Origin of the sequence: Kosakonia sp. R1.Fl, from assembly GCF_023516815.1 — a bacterium.
Lineage (GTDB): Bacteria > Pseudomonadota > Gammaproteobacteria > Enterobacterales > Enterobacteriaceae > Kosakonia.
Genome location: NZ_JAMGSQ010000002.1, coordinates 187597 through 211238 on the forward strand (window position 1 = coordinate 187597; position 23642 = coordinate 211238).

At 47.7% G+C, this 23642-nt stretch carries 25 protein-coding genes and 1 pseudogene; 15 read left to right on the forward strand and 11 right to left on the reverse strand.

Features of this window, described 5'->3' with window-relative positions; translation table 11 throughout:
• Positions 1 to 702: 702 nt before the first annotated feature.
• From M8Q36_RS25285 to M8Q36_RS25295, 3 genes are all read right to left on the reverse strand, one after another.
• The gene (locus tag M8Q36_RS25285; RefSeq protein ID WP_249882991.1) at positions 703 to 969 is read right to left on the reverse strand and encodes a transposase; all 267 of its coding nucleotides are present in this window, start codon (positions 967 to 969) and stop codon (positions 703 to 705) included.
• Positions 966 to 1289, reverse strand: a complete 324-nt coding sequence (locus M8Q36_RS25290; RefSeq protein ID WP_249883014.1) for a helix-turn-helix domain-containing protein — start codon at positions 1287 to 1289, stop codon at positions 966 to 968. Before M8Q36_RS25290 ends, M8Q36_RS25285 begins: the two co-directional genes overlap by 4 nt.
• A gap of 84 nt (positions 1290 to 1373) precedes the next feature.
• On the reverse strand, positions 1374 to 1718 hold the full coding sequence (locus tag M8Q36_RS25295) for a helix-turn-helix transcriptional regulator (RefSeq protein WP_249882992.1): 345 nt from the start codon (positions 1716 to 1718) through the stop codon (positions 1374 to 1376).
• Positions 1719 to 1785: 67 nt separating this feature from the next.
• Here M8Q36_RS25295 and M8Q36_RS25300 point away from each other — a divergent pair, with 67 nt between their 5' ends.
• Positions 1786 to 2073, forward strand: a complete 288-nt coding sequence (locus M8Q36_RS25300) for a helix-turn-helix domain-containing protein (RefSeq protein WP_249882993.1) — start codon at positions 1786 to 1788, stop codon at positions 2071 to 2073.
• Between the two features lie 237 nt (positions 2074 to 2310).
• On the opposite strand, the gene M8Q36_RS25305 is transcribed toward M8Q36_RS25300, so the two are convergent.
• Both M8Q36_RS25305 and M8Q36_RS25310 read right to left on the reverse strand, forming a co-directional pair.
• Complete coding sequence (locus M8Q36_RS25305; RefSeq protein ID WP_249882994.1) at positions 2311 to 2886, reverse strand: PIN domain-containing protein; 576 nt, start codon at positions 2884 to 2886, stop codon at positions 2311 to 2313.
• On the reverse strand, positions 2886 to 3347 hold the full coding sequence (locus M8Q36_RS25310; RefSeq protein ID WP_249882995.1) for a helix-turn-helix domain-containing protein: 462 nt from the start codon (positions 3345 to 3347) through the stop codon (positions 2886 to 2888). The genes M8Q36_RS25305 and M8Q36_RS25310 overlap by 1 nt, the downstream gene beginning before the upstream one ends.
• Before the next feature lie 134 nt (positions 3348 to 3481).
• Here M8Q36_RS25310 and M8Q36_RS25315 point away from each other — a divergent pair, with 134 nt between their 5' ends.
• The 3 genes from M8Q36_RS25315 to M8Q36_RS25325 are packed head-to-tail and all read left to right on the forward strand — an operon-like array spanning position 3482 to position 4466.
• Complete coding sequence (locus M8Q36_RS25315; protein WP_249883015.1) at positions 3482 to 3667, forward strand: HNH endonuclease; 186 nt, start codon at positions 3482 to 3484, stop codon at positions 3665 to 3667.
• Between the two features lie 23 nt (positions 3668 to 3690).
• Positions 3691 to 4080, forward strand: a complete 390-nt coding sequence (locus tag M8Q36_RS25320; RefSeq protein WP_249882996.1) for a hypothetical protein — start codon at positions 3691 to 3693, stop codon at positions 4078 to 4080.
• A 59-nt stretch (positions 4081 to 4139) separates the two neighbouring features.
• Positions 4140 to 4466, forward strand: a complete 327-nt coding sequence (locus M8Q36_RS25325) for an addiction module antidote protein (protein ID WP_249882997.1) — start codon at positions 4140 to 4142, stop codon at positions 4464 to 4466.
• Between the two features lie 1024 nt (positions 4467 to 5490).
• Here M8Q36_RS25325 and M8Q36_RS25330 read toward each other — a convergent pair.
• Positions 5491 to 6243, reverse strand: a complete 753-nt coding sequence (locus M8Q36_RS25330) for a RepB family plasmid replication initiator protein (protein WP_502825501.1) — start codon at positions 6241 to 6243, stop codon at positions 5491 to 5493.
• On the opposite strand from M8Q36_RS25330, the gene M8Q36_RS25650 reads away from it, so the two are divergent.
• The 3 genes from M8Q36_RS25650 to M8Q36_RS25340 all read left to right on the forward strand — a co-directional run bounded on the left by M8Q36_RS25650 (position 6209) and on the right by M8Q36_RS25340 (position 9443).
• Complete coding sequence (locus M8Q36_RS25650) at positions 6209 to 6541, forward strand: hypothetical protein (RefSeq protein ID WP_502825504.1); 333 nt, start codon at positions 6209 to 6211, stop codon at positions 6539 to 6541. The two genes, M8Q36_RS25330 and M8Q36_RS25650, sit on opposite strands and share 35 nt — an antisense overlap.
• Positions 6542 to 7261: 720 nt before the next feature.
• Positions 7262 to 8458 (forward strand): AAA family ATPase, encoded by a 1197-nt coding sequence (locus M8Q36_RS25335; protein WP_249882998.1) that lies wholly within the window; start codon positions 7262 to 7264, stop codon positions 8456 to 8458.
• A 7-nt stretch (positions 8459 to 8465) separates the two neighbouring features.
• A complete protein-coding gene (locus M8Q36_RS25340; protein WP_249882999.1) occupies positions 8466 to 9443 on the forward strand; it encodes a ParB family protein in 978 nt (325 codons plus the stop codon).
• A gap of 1428 nt (positions 9444 to 10871) precedes the next feature.
• On the opposite strand, the gene umuC is transcribed toward M8Q36_RS25340, so the two are convergent.
• Complete coding sequence (gene umuC, locus M8Q36_RS25345; RefSeq protein WP_249883000.1) at positions 10872 to 12146, reverse strand: translesion error-prone DNA polymerase V subunit UmuC; 1275 nt, start codon at positions 12144 to 12146, stop codon at positions 10872 to 10874.
• Positions 12134 to 12577, reverse strand: coding sequence for a translesion error-prone DNA polymerase V autoproteolytic subunit (gene umuD / locus M8Q36_RS25350; protein WP_249883001.1), 444 nt, complete (start codon positions 12575 to 12577; stop codon positions 12134 to 12136). The genes umuC and umuD overlap by 13 nt, the downstream gene beginning before the upstream one ends.
• A gap of 621 nt (positions 12578 to 13198) precedes the next feature.
• Between umuD and M8Q36_RS25360 the strand changes: the two are divergent.
• Positions 13199 to 14493 (forward strand): annotated as a pseudogene (locus M8Q36_RS25360) (hypothetical protein).
• A gap of 203 nt (positions 14494 to 14696) precedes the next feature.
• Here M8Q36_RS25360 and M8Q36_RS25365 read toward each other — a convergent pair.
• Complete coding sequence (locus M8Q36_RS25365) at positions 14697 to 15107, reverse strand: LIM domain-containing protein (protein WP_249883004.1); 411 nt, start codon at positions 15105 to 15107, stop codon at positions 14697 to 14699.
• Positions 15108 to 15153: 46 nt separating this feature from the next.
• Here M8Q36_RS25365 and M8Q36_RS25370 point away from each other — a divergent pair.
• Together M8Q36_RS25370 and M8Q36_RS25375 are read left to right on the forward strand one after the other, a co-directional pair.
• Positions 15154 to 16322, forward strand: a protein-coding gene (locus M8Q36_RS25370; RefSeq protein ID WP_249882890.1) for an IS3 family transposase whose coding sequence is annotated in 2 segments (ribosomal slippage) — positions 15154 to 15403 and positions 15403 to 16322 — 1170 coding nt in all. Because the reading frame shifts where the segments join, the coding sequence is not laid out codon by codon here.
• 278 nt (positions 16323 to 16600) lie between these two features.
• Positions 16601 to 17245 carry a DNA-binding protein gene (locus M8Q36_RS25375; protein WP_249883005.1) on the forward strand — a complete coding sequence of 215 codons (645 nt, stop codon included), beginning with the start codon at positions 16601 to 16603 and terminating at the stop codon, positions 17243 to 17245.
• A 164-nt stretch (positions 17246 to 17409) separates the two neighbouring features.
• Here the strand turns inward: M8Q36_RS25375 and M8Q36_RS25380 are convergent, their stop codons facing one another.
• Both M8Q36_RS25380 and M8Q36_RS25385 read right to left on the reverse strand, forming a co-directional pair.
• The gene (locus M8Q36_RS25380; RefSeq protein WP_249883006.1) at positions 17410 to 17994 is read right to left on the reverse strand and encodes an RES family NAD+ phosphorylase; all 585 of its coding nucleotides are present in this window, start codon (positions 17992 to 17994) and stop codon (positions 17410 to 17412) included.
• 707 nt (positions 17995 to 18701) lie between these two features.
• Positions 18702 to 19601, reverse strand: a complete 900-nt coding sequence (locus M8Q36_RS25385; RefSeq protein ID WP_249882852.1) for a LysR family transcriptional regulator — start codon at positions 19599 to 19601, stop codon at positions 18702 to 18704.
• A gap of 139 nt (positions 19602 to 19740) precedes the next feature.
• Between M8Q36_RS25385 and M8Q36_RS25390 the strand changes: the two genes are divergently transcribed.
• The 5 genes from M8Q36_RS25390 to M8Q36_RS25410 all read left to right on the forward strand — a co-directional run bounded on the left by M8Q36_RS25390 (position 19741) and on the right by M8Q36_RS25410 (position 23626).
• Complete coding sequence (locus M8Q36_RS25390) at positions 19741 to 20046, forward strand: hypothetical protein (protein ID WP_045910563.1); 306 nt, start codon at positions 19741 to 19743, stop codon at positions 20044 to 20046.
• Positions 20047 to 20057: 11 nt separating this feature from the next.
• Positions 20058 to 20747, forward strand: a complete 690-nt coding sequence (locus tag M8Q36_RS25395; RefSeq protein ID WP_249882853.1) for a type 1 glutamine amidotransferase domain-containing protein — start codon at positions 20058 to 20060, stop codon at positions 20745 to 20747.
• 84 nt (positions 20748 to 20831) lie between these two features.
• On the forward strand, positions 20832 to 21779 hold the full coding sequence (locus M8Q36_RS25400; RefSeq protein WP_249882854.1) for an aldo/keto reductase: 948 nt from the start codon (positions 20832 to 20834) through the stop codon (positions 21777 to 21779).
• 102 nt (positions 21780 to 21881) lie between these two features.
• Complete coding sequence (locus tag M8Q36_RS25405; protein WP_249882855.1) at positions 21882 to 22916, forward strand: amidohydrolase family protein; 1035 nt, start codon at positions 21882 to 21884, stop codon at positions 22914 to 22916.
• A 152-nt stretch (positions 22917 to 23068) separates the two neighbouring features.
• The gene (locus tag M8Q36_RS25410) at positions 23069 to 23626 is read left to right on the forward strand and encodes an NAD(P)H-dependent oxidoreductase (RefSeq protein WP_249882856.1); all 558 of its coding nucleotides are present in this window, start codon (positions 23069 to 23071) and stop codon (positions 23624 to 23626) included.
• Positions 23627 to 23642 lie beyond the last annotated feature (16 nt).

A 23642-nucleotide genomic window follows, 5' to 3' on the forward strand; every position in this document is an offset into this window, starting at 1 on the left:
CACATACGCATACCTGACAGGTAATTCGGGCATTACACGGAGGGGAATATCAGCGATTCATCACGCCCCCTCACAGAGAAAGATTTTAACGCTGGAATGATCGCAGACAGCTTGCGACTCTGAGGCAGTACCCACACCAGTAGCGGTACTGTATATCGCAAGTGAACAGCCTTCTACAGGTGAGACTCAACACCGCTTTGCCTCACGCCAGCACTGTCTCCATCCTGTATTCATCAAACGCGGGCTCATAATCGGTGATAAATATTGACTCCAGAGGCAGCTGTTGAAGCGCAGCGGCTGGCTGTTAGCCTTAAACCGCGTGTGACCTGTTTCCTGTTGATCACCACACCGCAATGTTTGACAGGGTGCGGATACAGCTCTGGGGCGGTGGCTGGCGGTACTGTGCCGATTTGTTACGGTGGGTGCGTTTGAGCCTCAGGGACAGACCCAGCTCATCCCAGAGACAACAGATACGTTTATGGTTATCCCTCCCGCCTGAGCAGGATATGTACCCGTCGGTAAACGTCATGCACTCGGGTTTGCGTGATCTCGCCAATACGCAGGCACAGCGCACTGTCGTCTGCTGCCAAAGCGCTTAGCGGAACGAACTGTGGCTGATCTGCAGCGTAAAACAGATTTGCCGTTCGCTGGCTCCGTAACGCGCCTGCTGCTCCCTGCCCTATTCAGGCAGCCTTGCCAGCGTCAGTTCCTTTTTGTCTGCACGTCCTGAAGCATTGTCTTGTCAGGGCTCAGATTGGCCACCCATTTCTTCAGCCGCAGGTTTTCCTCTTCCCGCAGGCGCATATGCTTCAGTTCCAGGGGCGAAATGCAGCCGTATTTCTTGCGCCACGTACAGAACGTGGCACCGGAAATGCCTGGCTTACAGCAGACCTCCGGCACCGGCGTGCCCAGCTCAGCCTGCCTCAGGGCAAAGACAATCTGCTTTTCTAAGAATCGTGATTTTGTCACCGGGAGATTTTTTTCGCATATTCAAGCAGAGCATACCTATGCTCTTCTGTAGCAGAGGCATACAATAAGGTTAACTCCGCAAGGCCATCATCTTCTGCATAGAAATATGCCAGTGGCATCCTCAGCGCCTCTGCCAGCTTTTGCACAATTTCTGTGCCTGGTCCGTGCACACCTTTTTCATATCTGTTGATGCGTGTACTGGCGACAAATTCATCGATGCCCGCAGCAATACCCAGGCTCTTTTGAGAAAACCCTCTTGCCAGTCGCGCCTGCTTCAGGCGTCGGCAAAAAATGTCGTTGTAATGATTAGGAGTATTCATAACTACGATAATCGTAGTTTTCACTTGCTGCTGATACTACGAATAACGTAGTATCACGCTGACAGGTAACGGGCAGCATGAACGCTAACCATCTTTTTCTGATAACACACTTAACATCTGTCGTGATGCTTCCAGCAATTGATGCTGGGACTCGGTAGGAAGAGCTGCAAAATTGAGGATCAGTTCTGCCAGATTCTCATCTGCGGCAAACAGCCATGGTAAGGGGACTTTAAGCACATTGGCTATTCGCGCGGCAGTCTCCATATCAGGCTCATAAACGCCCTTCTCATAGCGGTTAAAACGGGTGCTCGCGCCATCAGGATTGACATCAGCAGCGATCCCTACGGCAGCCTGAGAAATCCCTAAGCGCTGCCGCGCTTCTTTTAAGCGGCGAATGAAAACATCGCGTTGTCTATATTTTTTTTCCATAACTACGAGATTCGTAGTTTTTTAATTACTTGGATACTACGAAAAACGTAGTGTAAGGATACAAAAGATGAATAAAATAACTGCTCAAGACTGGCATCCCGCCGACATTATCGCCGCACTGCATAAACGTGGCACCAGCCTGGCGAAGCTTTCACGCGAAGCGGGTCTCGCCTCCTCGACACTGGCGAATGCTCTGACTCGCCCATGGCCAAAAGGCGAGTGGCTGATTGCCAGGGCGCTGGACGTTCCGCCAGCCACAATCTGGCCTGCACGCTATCTCACTGCCGGAGATAAACGTAAACCACGAAAGCCTCTGGTTGGTTTCGTTATCAACCCTGCGGGAAAAAAGTTGTAGTGACACGCTTAATTTGGCCACCCGAACAGAGGTGATATGCTCACCTCATAACAACACCGGTGTCTTAATGGAAAGCATAAATTTCAGTGCAGAATTTAAATGAGAATCCGCTTTACCAGCCCCCGACCAAACTTTACAGAGAACAGATCATTCCGGTATGGCTACATGCTAAGTCTCTGATGAAAAAAAACCGACAGATAAGGTCGGTTTTTTGCTCCTGTCTGTCTTCCCAACTTACTATAACAGTATCTGATATTCGCTTAATGCTTTCACGGTCATGGGCAATCCTTGTCGCTGTAGTGCCTCCAGATAACCATTGACACCAAAAGGCGGGTTTTTTAATGATGTCCTGGCCATCTGAACGACTTTAAGCACTATAGCGGAGTTAAGATCAAACAAATCTGCTATAAATTCATCGGGATGAATGGCCTCTATATCATACCGGGAGAGCCTGTCGGCCGGAAAATCTTTAAGATTGGCTGTGACTATCACATCTGAATTCGATCTTATCGCTGCGGCCAGCACATGCCTGTCATTAACATCCGGTAAATCAAGGCCTGGGATAAGTGTTTCGTACCCGGTAACATTAGCGTCAGGCAATGCTTTGTTCATTAAAAATTCAATATGCTGGAGCTTTACCGCTGTCAAGTCAGGATCGTTAAGCAATAAATTTCGCTGCCATTCATTATGAATTTCTACAGTCCATTTTGGTTGATAAATCCCTGCGATACCAAAACGCATAAGTAGATCCCGTAGTAGTGATGGATAAAGGACACACGCATCAAGTACTACGGGATAGGGGGAATGATTCATTAGTAAAACCCGAGCTCCTGGCTTCGGTCAGTCAACTCCTGCATGGCTTGCAAACTTTCTTTTTCTCGCTGTTCTTTATAATGCATGAGATCAGCAAAAAGCACGCGGCGATGACGACCTGTTTTATGAAAAGGCAGCTGGCCCTCTTCCAAAAGTTTCACCATATGAGGACGCGAAACGTTAAGAATATTTGCCGCTTCCTGGGTCGTTAACTCAGCATGCACGGGCACAACCTGCACGGCATTACCTGCTGCCAGTTCGCCCAGGATACTCATCAGAATAGTCAGAGCCGAAGTAGGCAACTCGATCTGATGCGCAGTTTCATTTGCATCCTGAATTGATATTTTTTGTGTTTCCAGTTTTGTAGACAGATAGGTTGCAAGCTGCCGCTGTCCACGTATTGCTGCCTCTTGTTCCTGTGGAGCCGGTAAGCTCAAACTGTTCAGAGGAGTAATTTTCATTTCAGTATTCCAGCAGTTTCGTCGGTTTCGTCGGTTTCGTCGGTTTCGTCGGTTTCGTCGGTTTCAGTAGACTAATTATCATTACATAGCAATGATAATCGAAATAAACGAAAATCGCAATATTCGAAAAAAGAATTTCGGTATGGAACTGGCATCATCTAAATGCCTATGACCCCGCGTCGAATACTTCTGCAATGCAGATTGTGGAAACCAGTGCGCCTGAAGCTCTTTTCCCGCATTCAGGCTCTGTCAGCCAATTCGAAAATACCACGGCGTCAAATACGAATCCGCTGAAGCCAAGAAGACGACCAAGTCTTTGAACTATAAGTAGAAGGGATTTTTCATGAAGCCTGTTGGTCTGAAATTTTATGAAGATGATGAAGGAACTTCTGTAGATTTGGTTCTGTCGGCATTCGGTTCCGAGTCCGTCCAGTGCATAAATTTGGAAGCGGATACGGCCGATGAAAAAATGAAAACCGACATTGAATTTCTTATTGAAAAGCAGAACGAATTCTGCCAGAAAATTACAGCTGAAACCCGCGCATACTGCAAACGTGTGTATGGCTCAGCCGCAGAAGATATCGTATTGGTGAAGGTTTATCTTTCTCCTGATGAGAAAGGTGATTTCGGGTTCATGTTTTCAACCGGTTTAGATCAGGAACATGGGATAGGTATAAAATTTAAGAGGCTTGAGCTAAAAAAAATTGGTAGCAGCGAAACTGCTTTCTTATAACTTTCAAGTGCAATCTATGAATCGCCACAGGTTTAACAGACGCCTCGGAGTCATTTAATATGGCTAAATCAGCATTCCATGATGATGTAATGGTTCAACTCATTAAGGAAGATCCGGATTTCGCGCCTGTCTACCTTCATCAGGCGTTCATTGAAATCGATGAAGACGGTGGATATGAAGCGTTCGTGCTCGCATTACGCCACGTTATTGAGGCAAAAGGGGGAATGACAGCGGTAGCTAAACGCGCCGGTATGTCTCGCGAATCGCTTTATAAATCGCTTTCTCCGAAGGGCAACCCGTCATTTCGCCGCGTAGCCGCTGTTGCGGCTGCAACTGGTTACCCGATCTCCCGTATTGCAACAGCGAAAATGCCTGTTCCCGCTTAACTGCCCGGAAATACAAACAAATCCGCCTCGGCGGGTTTGTTGTTTCCCTGATCAACCATCTTACTAATGGTTGCCCCGAATACACTCACTCTTGATCTCTACTATTATCCTGAAAAAGATAATCAGCGACAACGAGATAAGGCCACTGGCGTCGTAATGTCCACACAGCATGCCGCCAGTTGAGTGACCCCGTCACAAAAATCAGCAAGCTTACGTTTGCCAGCAATGAAAGGGGTTTGCTTCGAAAGCTTGTGTAGCCAGGTAGTATTGCGCCGGTATCGTACCCCGTTTGGTCGCAGGCGTATGGATCCGGTAGCTTTCTCACCCCGGGTACAGTAAAGAAAGATCCTCATCCGCACGCATCCCCTCCCCTTTCTCCTGAGAAGATCGTCGCAGCAAGTCGCTGTTGCCTTGCCAAAAGCAGCGCTTCTCTTAAGGCTGACCAGTGAGCAATATAGCCGAAAGTTGGACAGTTCATTTCGGCATGCATGCAGACGCCTCGACTGTATCAGAATGATTACTCACGTATTTCCTGCATTTATCCGTCAATGAGAAGTATAAGCTGTAGTGAGCAAATGCTTACTGCAGCTTATATCATAAGCTATAGCGAGTGAGGATCCCCTTCGGTTACGAAACATAAGCTATAGCCAGTACATAAACTATGGCGAGTAATTCACTTGCTATAGCTTATATGGCTCTTGCTCATACTATTTATTTAAAATAAAAGATGCCTTACTTACTGGCATTAATAGTAAGTGAGTGCTTACAAACATAAAGAGATAAGCTATAGCGAGCAGATTCATTTGTGGCATGTTGATACATAAGCTGTAGTGAGGATCATCGCGTAATGATGCGGGAAACATAAACTATAGCGAGTAAATAGTAGTGATAAGGTACTGTCCGGAGAACATGGTTAGCGAAAGTGCTCGCCAGGGAATATGTATAAGCTGTAGTGAGCACTGAATCTGTCAGTACTCACTGGCGGTGATAATTGATTGGGAGATACTCGCTATAGCTTATTGGGCTACTTATTACGGAAGAGTTTTTCCAGGTCATCCATGGTGATGCCAAGCTTTTCAAGGAGCTGGAGTTTTTCGCTGAGCTCGGGATCAGGCGTATTTGCCGGGCTGCCTGGCAGCTTAGGATTCTCTTCGCTGGCGTCTTTGGGGGCTTTCAGCTTGGGTCGGCGGTAATGTACGTTAAACAGTACGCTACGGCCGCGTTGCATCTCGGTGTAATCAAGGTAACCAATCTCTTTGAGCTGCTCCATAGCGCGGCGAACGGTCTGATTTTGCGAGAACACCGGTGATTTCAGGCTCAGTCTTGCTCTTAAGCGTGCCAGCGATATGGGTGCCGGATCCTTTGGCAGACTCTCAATAAAGGTATAGAGCGCCTGAGCCGATTCGCGGCGCTTCAGCGCATTGATCGCTTTAAGCTGAAGAAGTACTTTTTTATCGAATTCATAGAGTTCGAATAAACGCGGATCCGCCTGCAGAACCACAATATCCCGCTCGGTGTCATAGAATGCGGACTGTACCAGATGCGTTATATACTCTTTGGTGTGCTTTTCAGTCGTGCGGGAGAATGATATTACTGTACCTGCAATACGCTTCAGTGAGGGGCTGATACGCTCCCTGAGCTTGCGTGAGGACTGACTGGATGGGATGCCGCAGAGTTTGGCGAATTCAACGAAGGATAGCTGAACCTTATCGCCAATCACTTTATGTTTGGCAAAGGAGTGGATAATGCCGACCCAGGTTTTAAAGTCATTATCCATATCCAGCCTGGGACCTGTGATCTCGACTTTATCAAAACCCTCCGCTTTGGCCAGTGACAAACGGGTCAGTTCTTCGGTCGCATCCGTTTTTGATAATGTATTTTTTTTGCTATTTTTCAGAGACTTGAGCGTTGGAACGAAAACACCAAGTCGCATTAGTGCAACTGGCTGGACCGTATTATTAGCATTTGGAGTGAGAGTAATAAGTTCACCAGTAGACTTATCCACTTCTTCAAACAGCGTTTTGAGATCTTTGTTTTCGTTTTCCAAGACGAGCTCCGGATCTGTGGATCGTTGAGCGACGAAATCATCCTGATGTTTAAAAACACATCGTAGCTCAATGAAAAATCGCGTGGTTTTTACGCACAAGTTATACAGCCATTTACGGCTGCGATCTGACTATAGCTTATATTGTTTACTGGCTACAGCATAGATTTATCTCCTTGTAGTTTATATGATGCTTGTCACAGCTTATCTTTATCTCTCTATAGCTTATGACAACCCCCTCTCAGGCCAGTGCTGGCGCGGCTCTCAGCGATCGGGGATCTATTTGGATCTAATAGTGGATCTACTTTGGATCATTATTATTTGGATCTACTCAGTGGATAAGTGGATAACTCAACGGAATTCCAGATTTTTTCAGACATTCCATCATCTCAATCCGGCAGGAACACAGAGGATCTGCAATCCGATCGACCTGTGCTCAGGATCAGATTGTCTGCCCACTACCAGTAGCACTGACTGTTTTATCCCTCTGCTCATTCAGGAGCCCGATCAACAATTCTCTTACTATGCAGAGCCCGGTTCCGTTTGACCTCTTTAATATCGGTGTGCCCGACCCCTCTCTTCTTCCAATTTAGGGGCTCATTCCAGATTGATCAGCTATCCCTCTATAACCAATTCCTGAAAAAGCAGAAATGCGAACTCAACGCTGTAATTTCACATTAGATGTTTACTTTATCTCCTGTATGTAGCATTCTTGATTAAACTCATTAATCCTGCATAAAGGGAACTTTTGATGGACAGCTCCTCACAGCTACTGAAAGTTGCTCAGCGTTCTGAAAAAATGCTTATTGGTCTGACAGATCAGATTCGGGCGCAGAAGGAAGAACTGCAAGAAAACGTTTACTATCAGGTGTATGCGAAAGCAGCATTGGCTAAACTACCAAAGCTTACCCGTGCAAACGTGGATTATGCAGTCAATGAAATGGAAGAAAACGGCTACGTCTTTGATAAGCGACCAGCCGGAACATCGTCCAAATACGCAATGTCGATCCAGAATATCATCGATATCTACCATCACCGCGGTGTTCCGAAATATCGGGACAGACATCAGGAAGCGTTTACCGTCTTTGTAGGTAATTTAAAAGGCGGGGTTTCAAAAACCGTATCCACTGTTTCCCTGGCGCATGCCCTGCGTACGCATCCTCATTTGCTGTTTGAAGATCTGCGAATTCTCGTCATTGATTTAGATCCACAGTCCTCTGCAACTATGTTTCTGAACCATACTCAGGCTGTCGGGATTGTCGAAACGACATCAGCCCAGGCCATGCTGCAGAATGTGAGTCGGGAAGAGCTGCTTGAAGAGTTTGTCGTGCCTTCCATTGTGCCTGGCGTCGATGTACTGCCCGCCTCTATTGATGATGCCTTCATCGCCTCAAAATGGGCAGAGCTATGCGCTGAGCACCTGCCGGGACAGAATGAACACGCGGTGCTGCGGGAAAATCTGATCGATAAATTAAAGGATGATTACGATTTCATTTTCATCGACAGTGGTCCCCATCTTGATGCGTTTTTGAAGAATGCGATTGCGGCAGCGGATTTACTTCTGACCCCGGTGCCACCGGCACAGGTTGATTTTCACTCAACACTGAAGTATCTGACCCGTCTGCCTGAGCTGGTGGGCATCATTACCGAATCAGGTTATCCATGCCACCTGGTTGGCAATATTGGTTTTATGTCCAAGCTTTCTAATAAACCAGACCATAAGTTGTGCCACAGCCTTGCGAAAGAAATTTTTGGTGGTGACATGCTTGATGTTGCCCTGCCCCGCCTTGACGGTTTTGAAAGGTGTGGCGAGTCTTTTGATACTGTCATATCCGCTAACCCATCGACGTATATTGGCAGCAGCGAAGCGCTGAAAAATGCCCGTGTAGCGGCAGAAGACTTTGCAAAAGCTGTATTTGATCGTATTGAATTTATCCGGGCAAACTGAGGGATCTATGAGCACGAAAAGAACAACGATTGGTCGGACTTTTACCCCGTCGGCACTATCTGAGACTTTGTCAGACAGTGCAGTTGAGCAAATCTTTACCCTTTCAACCGGACGGAAAGCCGTCTTCACTTTGCAAACCATCCCGGCAAATGAAGTGGAAGGTAAAACTTACGTATTGCAGGAAACAAATGGCCGCGATCAATCCGGTCTGACTCCTGAATCACTGAAGGACATTACATCCACCCTTCGATTGCAGCAGTTCTTCCCCTGTATTGGTATTCAGCGTGAAGAAGGCATTGAGATTATCGATGGTTCCAGACGTCGAGCGTCCGCTATCCTGTGCCACACGTCGTTAAATATTATGGTAACCAAGTCTCTGATTTCTGCCGATGAAGCGCGGAAACTGGCTAAAGATATCCAGACCGCCAAAGAGCACAATATCCGTGAGATTGGGTTACGTCTTTTAGCGCTGAAAAACACGGGCATGAGCCAGAAAGAGATTGCCCGGCTTGAAGGGCTGTCGGAAGCAAAAGTTACGCGTGCTATCAAGGCGGCATCTGTATCAGCCCCGTTAGTTTCAGTTTTCCCGGTTCAGTCGGAATTAGGATTCGCGGATTACAAAACGTTAGGTACGCTGGAAGAAATGCTCAACGCTAAAGATCTTTCTGTTGAGGATTTACTCGAAACCACCGCTCCGGAAGTCAATATCATCCTGGCAGATGACTCACTTGCTGAAGACGAAGTCAAAAACAGAATTATCAAAATTCTGACACGTGAAACAGCGGCTATGGCTTCTCTTAAGGGCAAAGACAAAGCGGTTGTGACGAATCTGTGGTCTTTCCCGGACAAAGATCGGTTTGCAAGAAAGCGCAGTAAAGGACGCATGTTTGTTTACGAATTCAATCGATTACCGAAAGAACTACAGGACGAGATTGACGAAGCTGTAGCAAATGTTCTTCAAAAACATCTCTCTCCTGATGCGTGAATGATGTTTTTCGCCAGTGAAATTTCACATATAACTTTTTGATTTATATGGTTTTTTTATTAAAATTTCACTGTGAAATCGCCACGCTTTCATGATGTATTTTCCCTGCCGCGCCCGGAATTTCCGGGCTTGCCAAACCCGTCAAACCCGGACAGATAAATCCTGTCCAGCTTTGCCGGGTTGCCAGTTTAAACCCTCTAAAATGGCGAAATGCCAGCCTGCGATATGCTGCTGTTGTGATAAAACAAAAATGTCCTGAAGAGTCCCCTGCATAATCAACTCATTCCCCTTCATAAATTATGCAACCCATTGTTCGTGTTCCATCAGGAAGATTTTCATGCACAAAGTCTTAATAGCGGAGCAAGAGCTGATTGCTAAAGAGGTGCCTCTGTAGGGCTGGCACGCAGTCACAGAAATCGACCATGACGCGCGGGTACTAAAAGTTTGACAAGCGTGGTTAAGAAAAATAGAGCGGAAAGAAGCGGATTCATTTAGACAATAAGCATTCAGGAAGGTGGTAACCGGAGAATAAACGCAAGATCCAGGAACAGTAGCCTGAAATTTTATGCGCATAAAGATGTCATCAGAACATCTGTAAAAGGGACAAAGCAGGAATTACCGTGTGTCTGAAAAGGACAACTTCAGCAGCTAAACATCCATACTGCGAGTCACTTGCCATTCAGCGACGGTAAATATTATCCGTCGGACACCGGTAAGATGAGAAGGTAGTCCTGTCACATCACGCTGTCTGCGATATGGCTTAATGATGCTGTTCGGGTATTACGCACGTAGAGTCGTATTTAAAATCATAAATATGCTTATCGAATTGTCTGCCGCCTCCCGTTTTTTCAACACGGAAAGCGACTTGTGCCAGCACGTAATTTGGCACTAAGGATGCCGCAAAAGCGATGAATCGAAAATAAACTACTCATTTTTCGTTATGCGTTGTTATGAAGCAAATGCTTTCGCCACTTCAATTGAAAGAATGATTGTTCCAAGGATGTGCTGATATCAGAAATTGGCATGAATATTCCGGCGAGACGGGAGCTGAGCTGACAGGACAAAATCGTGGTTGTGACATAAAACTGCGCGCAGGTGATACCGGGAGCGAGATCCTTGCGCTGTTACAAAATTTGATATCCCTGTCGCGATAGCGGAGATTATCTGCCTGGAAAAGCCGGAGCGGAACGGTCATACAGAATGTTATGACCGGACTTGCCTTATGGGGATATAACGTTTTATCTGAAAAGGATGTGGAATGCAGTGCGTGAAACAACATGGTACTGTCAGGCAGAATAAAACAACTAAGCGCCATGAAATTATGAATACACTTGGCCCGGCCGGAAACCGGCTGGTGGGGAAAGTAAGTAATTATACAAAATGCCGTTAATTAAAAACGGCTATGCTTACCCCCTTCCCTTTTTTATCTCATCCGATACGAGCAAGGGGCAGGTCTTTCCAGCGAGTTGTGTAAGCCGGACTCAGCATCTCGCGCTTCATTTTCCAGCCAGGTGCAACACCACGGCCAGCAAACCACAGATGGGCGAGCCCGGACTGATTGATCCCGTCAAGCACTTTCATTAATTCCTGGCTACGAGGTTTTGGTGGTTGTTCATCGAAAAGATTGAGTTGTGCGATACCAGACATGCTGAAATCGTTGAGCATTACTCCAGCCTTGGCATAGTGGTGATCATTACGCCAGATGCGCTCAAGGGCACGTAACGCGGCGGCTATAACATCACGCGTATCCTGGCTGGGGGTCAAAAGCTTCTCGCTTGCCAGGTTAGCATAATACGGTTCGGTCCTGGAGAACGGTGACGTTTTAATAAAAACCGAAATGTGGCAGCAGTATTGCCGTTCAATACGGAGCTTTTCAGCCGCCCGTTCAGCGTACTGGCAGATGGCTTGGCGCATATCTTCAAAGGTCGTGATCCGCTCACCAAAACTCCGGGAACACACAATTTGTTGTTTAGCCGATGGCACGTCTTCAAAAGAGATGCAACTTTCTCCATTCAATTCTCTGACTGTGCGCTCCAGAACGACATTATAATTTTTACGAATAAAAGCTGTATTTACGAGTGCAAGCTGTAACGCTGTAGTTATCCTCATCGCATTGAGCTTACGGGCAGTGCGATTACCCACCCCCCATACTTCCTGGACGGGCTGGAGCGACAGTAACTTCGAGGTGCGGGTTTTATTGTCCGGTGTCAGCGCCAGCACGCCCCGGAAGGCCGGCCACTCTTTAGATGCCCACTGGGCTGATTTGGCCAGAGTTTTTGTTGGCCCCATTCCGACACCAATTGAGAGTCGGGTGCAGGCATAAACATGCTCACACAGTCGGGTGCCGAATGTTTCAAAATCAATGAGGGTATCTACGCCGTGAAGATCAAGAAACATTTCGTCTATCGAATATGGCTCAACGCGAGGTGCCAGTTCTTCAAGGCAAGCCATGACGCGGGTACTCAGACTCGCATACAGTGCATAGTTACTTGAGAATACATACAGTTTTTCGGCATAGTGTTGCTCCCGAATTTTAAACCAGGGATCGCCCATCTTTACGCCTAAGCGTTTTGCCTGTTGAGAGCGGGCGATACAACAGCCGTCATTATTGCTAAGTACAATAACAGGCTTATCGCGCAGATCAGGGCGGAACACTTTTTCGCAGGATGCGTAGAAGGAGTTAACATCCGCTAGTCCAAACATTTTAGAAGCTCTCGTGTACGGTGAATGATATGTGTAACAACACCGAAAATGTTCAGTTCATCCGGGTCGGGGTAGAGGGGAGGAAAAGCCGGGTTCATAGGAAGTAATGCGATGCGCTGTCCAAGCTGAAGTCGCTTGACGGTAAATTCTGCACCAACGCTTGCTACGACGATATCACCGGAAACCGGTTTTTCGGCGCTGTCGACAACCAGTAAATCGCCATCAAATAAGAATCCGTCCTGCATACTGTGACCATGGGCACGAAGATAGTACGTCGCGCTGCGACGTTTGATGCAGTATTCATTCAGATCAAGCTCTTTTTCGACATAGTCTTGCGCTGGTGAGGGAAAGCCACAGGAAACTTTTTCAAGGAAAAGTGGCAAATTTATCGGCTTGTTGCCTTCTGTGGGTGTCAGCATTATCAGTTTCATAACACCAGACCTTATTCTTATACTGTTTATGCATACAGTATTATTAATTTGTTTGTTGAATGCTTTCAAGCGAGGCGGGAGGGCTTTCTTTTAATGGCCTGAAAAATTTATAAAAATAAATTTCGCCAAAAAGCATTTAGTGTAGCTGTAGTGCCTGTTTAGTGAGAGCAGGGGACAGAAACGGTAAAAAATGCCCCGGGCGAGCACTGAAATACTGCTACTGCGTAGCAGGCATATGCAGAGATATCGGTATCAATTGTGTTTCAGATGAAAAGAGCAAGAGGAAAGGCTTAAAACTACACGTACACCCGCAAGTTCGCGGTAACGACGGGAAGGGGAGGGCGGATAAGAATCGGCGAATCGGTCAGTTATAACGATATGCGTTTGTGTCCTGCAGGAGCAAAGCCCCGTAGAAGTGAGGCCAGCCACAGACGAGAAGCCCTGGCTGGTAAGGTATTACTCACATCGTGATGTATCTCGTTACGGAAGGCTGGTCAACGAAAGCATCCAGCTTTGGCTCGTTGTTCTCTTCATCCTTAAATCTTCATTTTAAAAAAGTGATTTTGTTCAATCACCTGCCAGGTCGTTCTCTGATAATGTTTTCCGCAAGGGGGAAGCACCATGTCCATGAACCTGCAATCCCGTACGATTCAAACTTTACCTGACGATCGGGAGGCATTGTACAACCTGGTCTGGCGGGAATCAGCCGAGCGTATCGCTTCTCTCTGTAATATCAGCATTGAAGGGATAGCCAGAAGGTGCGCTGAATTACAGATCCCCAGACCACTGACGGGTTACTGGAAAGCACTGGAGAAAGGAACCGCGCCTGCTATCCCGCCTTTACCTGCACTGAAGCAGGGGAGGGGGTAAAAGATGGCCAAAAAGACACCCCATCAGTAAGACCTCCGGCAACGGTGTTCGCAAAACCAGTGTCTGGCGTAACGAAGCCATTAGTTCCTGATTCCGGGAACGTTTACGGCCTGATCCATGATCTCACTACATACCTTCCGGTGTCGACTGTTACCAGAGAGGGTTACTATAAGCCTGCGAAAAAGAAGCTACTGGATGTTCATGTTTCCGCTACAGGCTTTGAAAGCGCCATAAAATTTCTGAGCCGGTTCTTTGATGCCCTTGCAAAGCAGGGCTATCGGGTAAGGCTGGCTGACAGAAGCGAACATTTTCATCGCGCAGAAATAGACATACGGGAGGATCCTGAGGTGGCTGGCTTTCACTGGGTAAAATTATGGCGACCTTTCAGTGCCAGTATTATCTGTACTGGCGATGTGCATTTTGCTTTCAATCTTGCCGAAATGACGGAGTACGTTCCGGCGAAACTGGTTAATAGCCACTATGTTCGTGATGAAAAAATGGTGAGATGGAGTAGGGGGAAAAACGCGAAACTGTTTCTCAATGCCTCAAAACACCTCCTTCCATCAGGCCGGTTTCTTTTGCAACTCTATTCTCCGTATCCGGACGCACAATGGGAAAGACAGTTCCGGCAAACTAAACAGTGTGGACTAATAAGCCAGATCTCAGCGATGATTTTGACGATGCAGGAAGCTGTTCCGCTGATTTCAAAGCAGTTAGAAGAAGCCCGGATCAACGCTGAGAAATGGCGGATTCAACGGGAACAGGAACGCATCATTTCTCTGGAAAAGGAACGGATACGTCGGGAAGAGGAGGCGTATAGCGCTAGCCGTACCGAACTGAAATCGATTATGGCTCAGTGGACAGAAGACAAACGGCTGGAGCAATTTTTCCGTGAGGCAGAGCAGGATGCGGCAAGCCTTGATGAACAACAGAAGGGCGTGGTCATGGAACGCCTTCAACTTGCCCGGCAGTTCGTATCCGGGGATAGGGCGGTTCAGCGATTACTAAAATGGAAAACGCCACAGGAACTGTTGGGAAAGAAATAACCGTTTTTCTACTTCCTGCTGAATGGGTATCCTGTTGTAAAATATCTGCTACTCACATTCGGCCAGGAGCCAACCGCGGACATGCCTGCTCCGGGATAAAAGCTGTCGATTAAAGTGCGCACGGTATAGCTTCAAGGGTGTCATTGATATTCAGGATGAGGCCAAACTATAGCAGCTCAGCTTGATTTCCTGGCCAAAAAAAATCAACTGCCCGGAAGCTCATCGGATAAAAACACATCGACAGCCAGCACATCAAAAGCACTATTTTCTGATAAAAACTGAATGCTGAAATGCCTGAACGTCGGTGATTCGTGACTCGATGCGAGACGCCATGTTTTCAGGTTATCGCTCAGCCACTCTGAATCCATAAACTCCGTCAACTTACCCAGCCCGAACTCACCTTGAGCGCCATCAAACTCAAAAATAGCGCCCCCAGGAAACGGTTCCCGGATGAAACAACGCGCATTGTTGAACGTAATCTCCCGCCTTAAAGGCAGTACAACCTCTTCGTTATTTACGAAAACCTCTTTTTCATAATTAATATCAAGTATTACATCCAGTCCAACAGAGCGGAACGATACCCTTGACTGTAGTGGTTTACTGAATTTGGCCACCTGAACAGAGGTGATATGCTCACCTCAGAACATTACAGGTGCCTCAATGAAAAAAAGAAATTTCAGTGCAGAATTTAAACGCGAATCCGCTCAACTGGTACTTGATCAGAACTATACCGTTGCAGCTGCGGCCAGCGCTATGGATGTGGGTCTTTCTACAATGACGCGATGGGTAAAGCAGCTACGGGATGAACGACAGGGCAAAATACCTGAAGCCTCACCTATAACCCCGGAACAGATTGAAATACGTGAGCTGAAGAAAAAGCTACAACGCATGGAAATGGAAAACGACATATTAAAAAAGGCTACCGCGCTCTTGATGTCAGACTCCCTGAACAGTTCTCGTTAATCGGGAAACTCAGAGCGCAGTATCCTGTGGTCACACTTTGCCACGTGTTCGGGGTTCATCGCAGCAGCTACAAATACTGGGTGAAAACCCCCGAAAAGCCAGACGGCAGGCGAGCTGTGTTACGCAGTCAGGTTCTGGAACTGCATAACATCAGCCATGGCTCTGCTGGCGCAAGAAGTATCGCGATTATGGCAACCCTGAGAGGCTTCAAAATGGGACGCTGGCTTGCCGGCAGGCTCATGAAAGAACTGGGGCTGGTGAGTTGTCAGCAGCCTACCCACCGGTATAAACGTGGTGGTCATGAACACATCGTTATCCCGAATCACCTTGAGCGACAGTTCGCAGTGACAGAACCTAACCAAGTGTGGTGCGGCGATGTGACGTATATCTGGACAGGTAAACGTTGGGCTTACCTCGCTGTTGTTCTCGATCTGTTCGCAAGGAAACCGGTGGGCTGGGCAATGTCATTCTCGCCGGACAGCAAGCTGACCATCAAAGCGCTGGAAATGGCGTGGGAAGCTCGCGGTAAACCAGCCGGAGTGATGTTCCACAGTGACCAGGGTAGCCACTATACAAGCAGGCAGTTCCGGCAGTTACTGTGGCGTTGCCGGATCAGGCAGAGTATGAGCCGACGTGGAAACTGTTGGGACAACAGCCCGATGGAACGCTTCTTCCGGAGTCTGAAAAACGAGTGGGTGCCAGTGACAGGTTATATAAACTTTAGCGAAGCTGCTCATGCGATCACAGACTATATCGTCGGGTATTACAGCTCGCTAAGGCCGCATGACTATAACGGTGGATTACCACCAAACGAATCGGAAAGTCGATACTGGAAAAACTCTAAAGCGGTGGCCAGTTTTTGTTGACCACTACAGACTCACCATATCCAGGTAGCCACTCGTAGGGATCCAGTATTAATTTTGGATGACCTTTCTTCATGAAAACGCCTGTGTGGATTACTCTGCCCCTGTCAGAAGCACTTTGTTAATTTTTAACTGTATCTGCTGTCAGGTCAGTTAAAAAGTGTTCACTTGTATAGTGACCACGCTCCGGTAAACGATCCTGCCCTATAGTTTGAAAAACACCCTGAATTTGACCGTTCCTCAAAAAAAGAATTATGATAATCGTCAAATGGAGGTGCATAATGATTAAACACACCACAGCAGAAAGAGAAATCAACACTTCAGCTAAGCTGAATGAGTACCAGTTGAGCCTTCTGAAAAGGATTAACAACCTCGCTATTTCCCTGATGCCTGAATTTGAAGACAAAAATCAGGCTATGAATGCTATCACACTGGATGACGGTTCACTGATGCAATTGCTCTACACCGTTCAACTCGAGCAGAAGACACGCGTCAACGACTACGAAATGCGTAGAGTGCGCCGTCGTCGCGAAAATCTGGAAAGATTTTATCGTGAGCTTCACGAGTTGGGCGGTACGCTTAAGGTGAACGACGTGGTCGATATCCTTGGCATCACACGCCAGGCGATCAACATTCGCGTTAAGAAGAACAAGCTTTTAGCATTCAAACAAAACGGAGATTTTATTTTCCCGAAATTTCAGTTCACTGATAATGGGCTAATTCCCGGCTTTGAAGACGTGATGGCGGCATTCGAAGAGGACACACATCCAATGTTGCGGTTGGGTGTGCTGAAATCACCAATAGATATTAACAGCGAAGGTCTGCAAAAGACGCCGATTCAAATCATGCTGGATGGTGCTAAAAAGTGTGAGCTTAGTCTGGCCATACGTGCGGCTAAACAGTTCGGAAATCAAGTAGCCAGTTAACGGATTTAAAAAGAGGGGTCAGCCCGCCCCTCTTTGGTTTACATTGGTTCTGACGTAATTTCGAATCCAAGCAATTCTTCGAACATCTCTTCACCTGACATCGTTCCTTTGTGCCATCCCTTAGGGAACATGCCTTCGTCAGTTTCGACATAACTGACATAAGGTCACATCCCCTGACAGGTATCTGTAAAGGCTGGTGTACTACCCGGTCGTTCCCAAAAGGCATAACAACGCTTATAGCGCTTATGTCTTGATGTATAGGCAATCCCGTCATAGTCACGTCCGAAATGCGTATAAAGATGTTCCATTAGCCACTGAGGAAAGGTGTAATCCTCGTTCTCTAAGCTATCTAAAGGGATATGTAGCAACTCACAGAGTGCTACAACATCAATCACTTTCACCGTTCTCACGATATCCACAGAACACATATAGTGTTGTGAAAGTACCGATTCAGGATAAGAAATCGTTCCTTTGAGATGGAACAAACGCCCGTATGCTTCCGCCGCCGCCGTTAACGCAGAGTCAGAGGCATACCATACCGCCACACTTCCCCCGGGAGGGTTGTATCGCCCACAGTCGACTTTCGCAATTGGCGCGCTGAAGTTGATTGCGCTTTTATACAACTTCTTTTGATGACGCTTCAAAAGGCCAGGGCCTTGTTGAATGTCAATCGCCGGAATACGTCCAGAATTGTTTTGTGCAGCAATCCCTTGTGCAACAACACTTTTATCAAATGTCCATTTGTTCATTTTTAATTCTCCTTCTATAAAAAGATTAAGCCATAGGCTCCTCTCCATATTGATTGAAAAACAATCCCTGCTGTGCTTGCCCGGCAGGGTTCGCGAGACCACGTGCATCTCAATCTCGATTATACCCGGCAAACGATTTATGCTTCAGAAAGTTAAAACGTTTTTTAAAATGCTTCGAGTGCCTTCTCGATATATTGGTAGGTTTGAAAATAAGAAATAACGCAGAGAGTTTTACCGAAAGGAGGACCGTACAGATCCTTATCAGGAGAATTAGAAAAGATAACTTTGTAAGTATCCCGTATAACTGAACCACTTAATATTGGTATCACCATCGATTTGACCCTGACTCCTTTGGCCACGGTAAACCGTTTTAGCAACTTCCGCGTCTGGCACGAAGCGGACAGCTTAAATCGCCGCGATGCCTGCTCCACAAACAGAGTGTTACTTCAAATAGTCAAACATTAAAAATCAGCCAGTTAGCTATCATTTTCTGGCTGATTTTCGTAATTTTATAGTTTCAAAAAAAGCAAACTGGATCAAAAGATTAACTCGATTTTTGGGGAAAGATCTTTATTAATTTTGACTATCGGGCCTATAGTTTAGTACCACTGCATGCTACATGATGTTCTCGCCATTCATTCACTTCTTACAGTTCAATTTATTCAACAAGCTGCCGTCAGGTTAAGTCAGTGCGTCGCGTGTATCTCTCACCCCCTTGACTGAATGATCAGAAAATCAATCAGGGCCTTCACTCTTTTGGTTTTACCCGCGTTTTTTGGGTAATAGAGATATACTGGCGGATAGGTTTTCCAGTAGCGCTCCATCACTGGTATAAAGTGCTCCCTGTCGGGCTGTAACTGCCAAATGGGTTCAAACAAGCGTCCAATTCCCAGCCCATTACGGATCCCGTCTGCCATAACGTCAATATCGTTGCTGATTAACTGCCCGGGCATCTCAACCGTCAACTGTTCTCCTCGATCATTCAGGATCAACGGAAGGATGCGGTTGTTAGTAATAAAACGGTAGCCAATCAGCTTGTGTTGACTGAGGTCTGACGGCACCTCAGGCGTTCCATGCTCGCTGAGATAGGCTGAGGATGCATATAACCCTTCACGAAAGGGTTTCATTAACGGCCGGGCCACCACCCCTCCCTCAAGAATATCGCCAAAACGGATCCCCAGGTCAAAACGCTCTTCGATGATATTCACCGTACCGTCGTAGACCGAAATTTCCAGCTGTATACCCGGATATTGCTGACAGAATTTCGCCATTGCAGGCTTAAGAATTAACAGATAGGCAAAACGCGAGGGAGTAATTCGCACCATACCAGAGGGCTCCTGATTCTGGTCGCGAATGTTTTCAAGCGAATTTTCCAGCGACTCCACCGCCGCTGCGGTCTTTTCCAGCAACAGCTGCCCGGTTTCCGTCAGCTCAATACGGCGCGTCGTACGCACGAAAAGCGGATGGCCGATATGCTCTTCCAGTAGCTTAAGCGCATTGCTGACGGAGGGAGGCGTAATTTCCAGTTTCCTTGCGGCTGCCGAAATATTGCCCTCACGTGCAATGCTCTGAAAGATGCGTATCTGGTTATAAAGGGCATTATTCATAATGTCTTCCTTAAGCATTCACCGCCTGATTATTAAGTACAGTCTAAAGATGCTTAAGTCAATGACCCTCTAATCTTCCTGAAATGCGCCTCTTATACTTTCGTCTCTTTCTACAACGACCTGAGTTCAGGAGACTATGATGCGAATTTTATGTCTGGACATCCCCGCACCTGGAGCATCGCTGGAAAAATATGCTCCGCATCTTAACGCTGAAGCGCTGCACGCCTGGGGATTGTATAAATCCGGCTTCATCCGCGACATCTACTTCCGTCAGGACAGACCTGGTGTCGCCATTTTTCTTGAATGTGACTCTGTCGATGAAGCGATGAACGTAATGGCCGAATTCCCGCTGGCAAAAGCAGGCTTATTAAGCTTCGAGTGCATTCCGCTTGGCTCCTTTATTAACTGGGAAAACCTCTTCGCCGCTGAATTTAAAAATAAATAGTGAGACCCGATATGAAATCTGCAGATAAATCCGTGCTGTGTGTCGTTTCCAGCCATCCGATTAAAGGCGCATCTGGTGTACCGACCGGTTTTTTCCTGGCCGAGCTGACGCATCCGCTTAAAGTACTGGAAGATGCCGGACTAAAAACGACAATAGCCAGCATTCGCGGGGGACAGCCGCCGGTGGATGGATTTGACCTCAGTGACCCTGTCAACGCCTGGTTCTGGAACGAAACCGATTTTCAGCAGCGCCTAGCCACAACGCCTGCGTTATCTGAGCTGAACGGTACCGATTACAGCGCCGTTTTCTTTGCGGGCGGGCATGGAACCATGTGGGATTTCCGTGATAGCCAGGATGCCCAGCGTATTATCCGCGAAGTGTATGAAAGTGATGGGATTGTCTCAGCCGTTTGCCACGGGCCTGCGGCACTGGTTGACGCAAAGCTCAGCAGCGGCGAATACCTAGTGAAAGGAAAAAACGTGGCGGCCTTTACCAACAAGGAAGAGGAAGAAGTTCATACCACAGATGTGGTTCCCTTCCTGCTTGAGACTGCACTCCGCGAGCATGGCGCGCTTCATCATGAAGCCCCGAACTGGTCTGAAAACGTGGTTACCGACGGACGCCTTATCACCGGGCAAAATCCCGCTTCAGCGCACGGTGTAGGTGTGGCGCTGTTGAATGCGCTCCGCCAGACAGCCTAATCCATTCATCTATCTTTCACCGTTACTCACCCTCTTTGGCCGGTATAAGTAAGCAACGATCCGGCCTTTTTTCAGGAGCTGAATATGAAAACACTACCTCCGGTCGCGCTGGGCACATGGTCCTGGGGCACAGGCTTTGCCGGTGGCGACACCGTCTTCGGCAATCATCTTTCTGATACTCAGATGGCAGACGTGTTCACCACTGCCATGAGTAAGGGGCTCAATCTCTGGGATACCGCAGCAGTATATGGCATGGGGAGTTCCGAGGCAGCGCTGGGAGCATTAGTCCGTCAGTTCCCCCGCGAGGATATGATTTTATCCACCAAATTCACCCCGCAGATTGCTGACGAACATTCAGCACAGCCCGTCAGCGATATGCTTGAGGCCAGCCTCGGACGCCTGGGTGTGGACGCGATTGATATCTACTGGATCCATAATCCCCTCGATGTTGAGAAATGGACGCCAGGCCTGATCCCACTTTTACAAAGCGGTAAGGTAAAACGCGTAGGTGTTTCCAACCACAATCTGACACAAATCAGACGCGCCAACGAGATCCTTAACGCTTCCGGTTATTCCCTCAGTGCAGTACAGAATCACTACAGCCTGCTCTATCGCGCTTCTGAAGAGGCCGGGATCCTTGATTATTGCCGACAAAATAACATCACGTTCTTTGCTTACATGGTTCTGGAGCAAGGCGCGCTCAGTGGTCGTTATGATTCACATCATCCCATGCCTGCCGGGAGTGGCCGGGCCGAAAGTTATAACGCCGTACTGCCGCAGATAGAGAGGTTAACCACCGCCATGAAAAAAATAGGGGCCGAGAGGAATGCCAGCGTTGCACAGATAGCCATCGCATGGGCTATCGCGAAAGGTACCCTTCCACTCATCGGGGCGACTAAAGTCAATCACGTTCTGGACGCCGCCAGTGCTTCAGATATCCGGTTACGTGATGAGGAAATCATCCTGCTGGAACAACTCGCCGCAGAGACCAGAGTGGATACACGTGGCGCCTGGGAAAAACCGATGGTGTAAACCCCGTCCGGGACAGACTGTCATGAATGACACTCACGAACGGGCTGTTCCGGCTGATCTTAATCTGCATCACTTTTACTGCTTTGTATGAATGGTGAGAATATGAAAATCATTTGCCTCGAAGAACATTATCTCGACAGCGAGTTAGGGCGAGCGTGTATGCCTGTTGCGCTTGAGCAGTCGCCTTTTCTTGGCGACTGGGGGAAAACCGTCGCTGATGGTCATAATCCGGACCGAAGCCGCCCGCAGATAGAAAAGAATGCGCTGATAAACCAGAAAGGCGTCGATTTGGAAAGCCGTCGCCTCAGAGATATGGATGAGGCTGGAATTACCATGCAGCTCCTCTCTGTGGGCGGATTCCCCCAGCTGGCACCCGAGGATGAAGCGGTAATATTAAACGCGGCGGCAAACAACCGCCTTGCCGGGGCGGTAAGAAAACACCCGGAACGCTTCTCGGCATTTGCCACACTTCCCTGGGCACAGCCGAAAGAGGCTGAAAAAGAGCTTGTCCGCACAGTTGAAGAACTGGGGTTTAAAGGGGCACTTCTGAATGGCAGACCCTCTTCATGCTTTCTCGATCATCCTGACTACGACTCCCTGCTTTCACGCTTTAATAAACTGAATGTACCACTCTATCTCCACCCCGGATTACCGTTTAAAAGCGTACAACAGGCCTACTTCACTGGCTTCAGCGCAGAGGTCAACGCCAGGCTATCTATGTTTGGCTGGGGCTGGCATCACGAAGCGGGGATACATTTGTTGCGGCTGATGTTATCGGGCGCATTTGATAAATATCCCCACCTGCAGGTGATCAGTGGTCACTGGGGGGAGATGCTACCCTTCTGGCTACAGCGTCTTGATGACAGCCTTCCACTGGCTGCAACGGGTCTGTCACGCACGCTAACGAGAACCTTCCAGGAGCACGTTTACGTTACTCCGTCAGGCATGCTGACACTGCCGCACTTCCAGTTTATCTACGCGTTAATGGGGGCAGAAAGGATCCTGTTCTCCGTCGATTATCCCTATCAGACCCTGGACGGTGTAAAAACATTTATCGACAGCCTGCCCGTCAACATGGCTGAAAAAGAGGCCATCGCGTTTCGCAATGCAGAGCGTTTACTCGGCATCACGGCTTAGTTCGCTGATTCATGCTGGCTGAGCACAATGAGATTCAAGCAAACATTATTAGTTTTTGTCTAAAAGTGAATGAGCCTTTACTGTCCTAAAAAAAATAATGCTGTCACTCTATACTGGGTTAAATATTCACCAAAGATGTTTAACTACTTGAAATGAAAAATATCCTTGTTGTGTCAGGTCATCCTGAGCTTACCCATTCCGTCGCCAACGCCACTATTCTTGATGAAGTGGCGACCGCCTTTCCCGATGCGGAAATTCGTCGTCTGGACTGGCTCTATCCGGACGGCAAATTCAATATCGCTGCGGAGCAGGAAAGCCTGCTCAGGGCCGATGTGATTGTCTGGCAGTTCCCTTTTTCCTGGTATGGGCTGCCAGGATTAATGAAACAATGGCTGGACGAGGTCTTTGTTCACGGTTTCGCGCATGGCTCAACGGCGAAACTGGGCGGTAAAAAGCTGATCCTCTCCTTCACAACGGGGGCGCCACAGGAGCTCTATACTGCTGACGGTTTCTTTGGCCATGCCATTGAAGAGTATCTTATTCCATTCGAGACCACGGCAAGGCTGTGCAATCTTGAGTTGCTGGCGCCGGTTTATACCTGCGGTATCAGCTATGCCGACCGGGATGCTGACAAAATCGCTCAGCAAAAAACGCTTGCCCGGGAACACGCTTTAAGGCTTGTCGACCTGCTCAACACCTTTCGTGAATAATCCAGAGGGAGAATAA

What these genes read in the sequence shown, in the direction of transcription:
- M8Q36_RS25290 (WP_249883014.1), bottom strand. Translation starts at nt 1,289, where the DNA reads ATGAATACTCCTAATCATTACAACGACATTTTTTGCCGACGCCTGAAG.
- M8Q36_RS25295 (WP_249882992.1), bottom strand. Translation starts at nt 1,718, where the DNA reads ATGGAAAAAAAATATAGACAACGCGATGTTTTCATTCGCCGCTTAAAA.
- M8Q36_RS25300 (WP_249882993.1), top strand. Translation starts at nt 1,786, where the DNA reads ATGAATAAAATAACTGCTCAAGACTGGCATCCCGCCGACATTATCGCC.
- M8Q36_RS25305 (WP_249882994.1), bottom strand. Translation starts at nt 2,886, where the DNA reads ATGAATCATTCCCCCTATCCCGTAGTACTTGATGCGTGTGTCCTTTAT.
- M8Q36_RS25310 (WP_249882995.1), bottom strand. Translation starts at nt 3,347, where the DNA reads ATGAAAATTACTCCTCTGAACAGTTTGAGCTTACCGGCTCCACAGGAA.
- M8Q36_RS25320 (WP_249882996.1), top strand. Translation starts at nt 3,691, where the DNA reads ATGAAGCCTGTTGGTCTGAAATTTTATGAAGATGATGAAGGAACTTCT.
- M8Q36_RS25325 (WP_249882997.1), top strand. Translation starts at nt 4,140, where the DNA reads ATGGCTAAATCAGCATTCCATGATGATGTAATGGTTCAACTCATTAAG.
- M8Q36_RS25330 (WP_502825501.1), bottom strand. Translation starts at nt 6,243, where the DNA reads ATGGATAATGACTTTAAAACCTGGGTCGGCATTATCCACTCCTTTGCC.
- M8Q36_RS25335 (WP_249882998.1), top strand. Translation starts at nt 7,262, where the DNA reads ATGGACAGCTCCTCACAGCTACTGAAAGTTGCTCAGCGTTCTGAAAAA.
- M8Q36_RS25340 (WP_249882999.1), top strand. Translation starts at nt 8,466, where the DNA reads ATGAGCACGAAAAGAACAACGATTGGTCGGACTTTTACCCCGTCGGCA.
- umuC (WP_249883000.1), bottom strand. Translation starts at nt 12,146, where the DNA reads ATGTTTGGACTAGCGGATGTTAACTCCTTCTACGCATCCTGCGAAAAA.
- umuD (WP_249883001.1), bottom strand. Translation starts at nt 12,577, where the DNA reads ATGAAACTGATAATGCTGACACCCACAGAAGGCAACAAGCCGATAAAT.
- M8Q36_RS25375 (WP_249883005.1), top strand. Translation starts at nt 16,601, where the DNA reads ATGATTAAACACACCACAGCAGAAAGAGAAATCAACACTTCAGCTAAG.
- M8Q36_RS25380 (WP_249883006.1), bottom strand. Translation starts at nt 17,994, where the DNA reads ATGAACAAATGGACATTTGATAAAAGTGTTGTTGCACAAGGGATTGCT.
- M8Q36_RS25385 (WP_249882852.1), bottom strand. Translation starts at nt 19,601, where the DNA reads ATGAATAATGCCCTTTATAACCAGATACGCATCTTTCAGAGCATTGCA.
- M8Q36_RS25390 (WP_045910563.1), top strand. Translation starts at nt 19,741, where the DNA reads ATGCGAATTTTATGTCTGGACATCCCCGCACCTGGAGCATCGCTGGAA.
- M8Q36_RS25395 (WP_249882853.1), top strand. Translation starts at nt 20,058, where the DNA reads ATGAAATCTGCAGATAAATCCGTGCTGTGTGTCGTTTCCAGCCATCCG.
- M8Q36_RS25400 (WP_249882854.1), top strand. Translation starts at nt 20,832, where the DNA reads ATGAAAACACTACCTCCGGTCGCGCTGGGCACATGGTCCTGGGGCACA.
- M8Q36_RS25405 (WP_249882855.1), top strand. Translation starts at nt 21,882, where the DNA reads ATGAAAATCATTTGCCTCGAAGAACATTATCTCGACAGCGAGTTAGGG.
- M8Q36_RS25410 (WP_249882856.1), top strand. Translation starts at nt 23,069, where the DNA reads ATGAAAAATATCCTTGTTGTGTCAGGTCATCCTGAGCTTACCCATTCC.